The 3,340-nt window shown below is 69.9% G+C and carries 3 protein-coding genes; all 3 read right to left on the reverse strand.

Annotated features, from left to right (window positions below):
* Positions 1-8: 8 nt before the first annotated feature.
* Positions 9-1,439 carry an arylsulfatase gene (locus FJ309_17260; protein ID MBM3956323.1) on the reverse strand — a complete coding sequence of 477 codons (1,431 nt, stop codon included), beginning with the start codon at positions 1,437-1,439 and terminating at the stop codon, positions 9-11.
* Positions 1,440-1,474: 35 nt separating this feature from the next.
* Positions 1,475-1,945 carry an NADPH-dependent 7-cyano-7-deazaguanine reductase QueF gene (gene queF, locus FJ309_17265; GenBank protein MBM3956324.1) on the reverse strand — a complete coding sequence of 157 codons (471 nt, stop codon included), beginning with the start codon at positions 1,943-1,945 and terminating at the stop codon, positions 1,475-1,477.
* A gap of 759 nt (positions 1,946-2,704) precedes the next feature.
* Complete coding sequence (locus FJ309_17270) at positions 2,705-3,175, reverse strand: hypothetical protein (GenBank protein MBM3956325.1); 471 nt, start codon at positions 3,173-3,175, stop codon at positions 2,705-2,707.
* Positions 3,176-3,340: the final 165 nt, after the last annotated feature.

Genomic DNA, 3,340 nt, shown 5'->3' on the forward strand with positions numbered 1-3,340 from the left:
CCCCTCCCCTACTTAGGCGCCCCGACCAGATCCGCCGGCAGCTCGGTGATGTCCTTCGCCCGCTCCGCCAGCGCGATCGAACGGAGCCGCTCGATCGTCGGCCGATCCTCCGGCGACCGGCAGTCCGACTTCTCGAACGGATCCCGCGACAGATAAAAAAGCTCTTCCTTTGCCGGTCGGCCCGACCCCGGCTGGTCCTTCTTCGCCGGCACCGCGTCGGAAAGGATCAGCTTCACCCCCTCGTCGATCACCGCCACCCCCTCCGCACTCCGCACCACGATCGGCCGACCCCGCGGCACCAGCTCGCTGCTGCCTAGCGCCGGCCAGCGATCGACGCCATCAAGGGCCACCCCCTCGGGAAGCGCCGCCCCCGCCAGCGGCAGGAGCGTCGGCAGCCAGTCGACCGCGTGCAGCGGCGACGTCACCTTCCGCGGCGCCAACCGACCCGGCCAGTTGGCAAACGCACAGACCCGAATGCCACCTTCGTAAAGCTGCGCCTTCTGACCCCGCAGCGGATCGTTTTCACTGTTGAACGGCGACGGCGGCACGGCGCTGTCATAGGGATTGTTCACCGATTCGATCCCGCCATTGTCGCTGGTGAACACGATCAGCGTGTCGGCCCGCTGGCCGGTGTCGTCCACCGCAGCCACCAGCCGGCCAATCGAGGCGTCGAGCTGGGCGATCATCGCCGCCAGCCGCAGCCGCGACTCATGACGCACGTCGTCGGGATCGAAGCGGACGCCGTCGTAGAGCCGCTTGAACCCGCTCGGCGCGTCGACCGGATTGTGGACCGCGTGAAAGGGCACGTAGACAAACCACGGCCGCCGCGCGGCGCCCGGCTGCGGAGCCGATTCGCGGATCCGCCGCACCGCCTCCGCCGTGACCAGCTCGGTGGCGTTGCCCTCCTCGCGAAGCGGCACGCCGTCGCGATGCCAGGTGTCGGTGAAGGCATGGCCAGGACGGTAGTGGTGGGTCACCGGATCGGCGGCGCCGGTCAGCGAGCCATAGCCATGGTCGAAGCCATAGTGCGTCGGCCCCCACTCCGGCCGCGAACCGAGATGCCATTTGCCCGATTGGAACGTCGCATAGCCCGCGCGGCGGAGCGCCTCAGCGAGCGTGACCGTGCCGAGCGGCACGGCGCGGCGGTTGCTCGCGATCAGGGCCTGCGGACCAAACCGGCTCGGATAGCGGCCGGTGAGCAGCGCCGTGCGCGTGGGCGTGCAGACCGGCTGCACGTAGTGGCGGTCGAGCTCGACCCCCTCGCGCACGAGCCGGTCCATCACCGGCGTCTTGCCGAAGCCGCCATGCCAGCCGACGTCGGCCCAGCCGAGATCGTCGGCGACGACGAGGAGGATATTGGGCCGCGGCGGCGCGGCCGACGCGGGGGCGATGCCGAGGATGACCAGGCAGGCGGCGATCACGAAGCTGGCGCGCGTCATCGGTGCCTCGCGTGTTCGGGGGAAGGAGCGCCCGCTCAGCCGCGGCCGCGGTAGCCGGGCACGCCCTGGTCGGGGAGCCAGAGGCCGGGAGGAATCGAGCCATGCTGCCAGAAGACGTCGATCGGCATCCCCCCGCGCGGAAACCAATACCCGCCGATCCGCAGAAAAGGCGGGGCGAGCAGGGCCACGAGGCGCTTGCCGATCGCCACGGTGCAGTCTTCGTGGAACGCGCCGTGGTTGCGGAAGCTGGCGAGGTAGAGCTTGAGCGACTTCGATTCGACGAGCCACTCGCCGGGAACGTAGTCGATCACGAGGTGGGCGAAGTCGGGCTGGCCCGTCACCGGGCACAGCGACGTGAACTCCGGGCAGGTGAACCGCGTGAGGTAGACCGTGTCGGGATGCGGATTGGCGACACGCTCGAGGACCGCGGCATCCGGCGACGCCGGCAACGCCACCATCCGGCCAAGCTGCTGCGGCACGCCATGCGAGTCGGCGGGGGCGGTCATGGCGGGCTGGGACTCCTGTGCGTCGCCGAGGTCGAAGCCTCTGCTCGGGCTCGACAGAGGGGGACGCCATGCGAGTCGGCGGGGGCGGTCATGGCGGGCTGGGGTTCCTTGTGCGGCGATGAGGTCGAAGCCTCTGCTCGGGCTCGACAGAGGGGGACGCCCCTCGCGCCTTTGCCCTCGCATCGACCCGCATGCAGTTGCGACGGGCCGATGCGAGGGCGACGGCGGAGGGGCTTCGCCGGCCCCACGGGAAGACACTTTACGATTCGCCGCTTTGCGGTGGAACTACGACGATACCGGCTCGCAACCCCGGGACCGTCAACGCCCAAGCCCGGCATCCCGCGGGACACGTCGCCCCATGACCGCCTCCGGGCTCCGGCTCTGCCGATCACTCGAGGCGAGGCTGCCTGCAGGCCGCCTTGCAGCCCGAGGCACCGCCCGCCATGCAGCCCACGGCGCCGCCCGAGACGCGTCAACCCAACACCAACCCCTGGCGTCCCCTGGCGTCCCCCGGCGATTCCCCGGCGTCCAATCCCCACCAAGCCGCGTGCGCGTCTTTTCCCAGAAACGGGACCCGCGAAGCCCCTCCGCCGTCGCCCTCGCATCGGCCCGTCACCCACTGGCTGCGGGCTGATGCGAGGGCAAAGGCGCGAGGGGCGCCCCCTCTGCAGAGCCCGAGCTGAGGTCACACCCCGCTCCCCACGCCCAAAGCCCCGCGCCCCGCGACAAACTCCCCGCGCCCTGACGCCCCACTCTTCATCACTCCTGCCGCGCCCCGGCCGCTTGGGCCGGCGCGTCGACCAGCTCGATCTGATCCACCAGCTCCACCTTGATCTGCGGCTTCTCCTTATACAGTTCGATCGTCCCGGTCACGCGGACCGTCTTGTCGAGGAAGTGCTTCGACGGATCGTCGATCTCGGCCTTGGCAAACTTCTCCAGCCCCTGCTTGAAGATCACCGCGGTGAAGTTGTCGTTGTCGCGATGGTCCTTGCGGGAGTTGAGGTAGCAGCGGCCCGCATCGGCCATCAGCCGGCTGCTCGAGACCTTCATCGTCACCACACACCACTCGCCCACGTGCTTGGCCGCCTCCTCCGGCTTCACCGGCTTGGCCTCGACCACGAGCGACCCGTCGCGCCGCGGCGCCGGGCCCTGGGCGGATGCAGACGGAGACGGCGCGGCAAGCGCGAGCATGACGGCAGCGAGCGAAAACCGGCAAACGAGCGGCGGCATCGGTGACCTCGTGGGGGAAAACGTCAGGGAAGGTCCGTGAAGGTGCGGGTGCTCTCGACATGCTCGGCCAGCTCGGCGGGATCCCACCAGGTGGGCTTCATCGCGCGCGGGCCGTAGAGCTTTTCGGCCTGGTCGACGTAGTGGGGGGAATCGGGATGGCCCGAC

The organism is Planctomycetota bacterium, assembly GCA_016872555.1.
Classification (GTDB): Bacteria; Planctomycetota; Planctomycetia; order Pirellulales; family UBA1268; genus F1-20-MAGs016.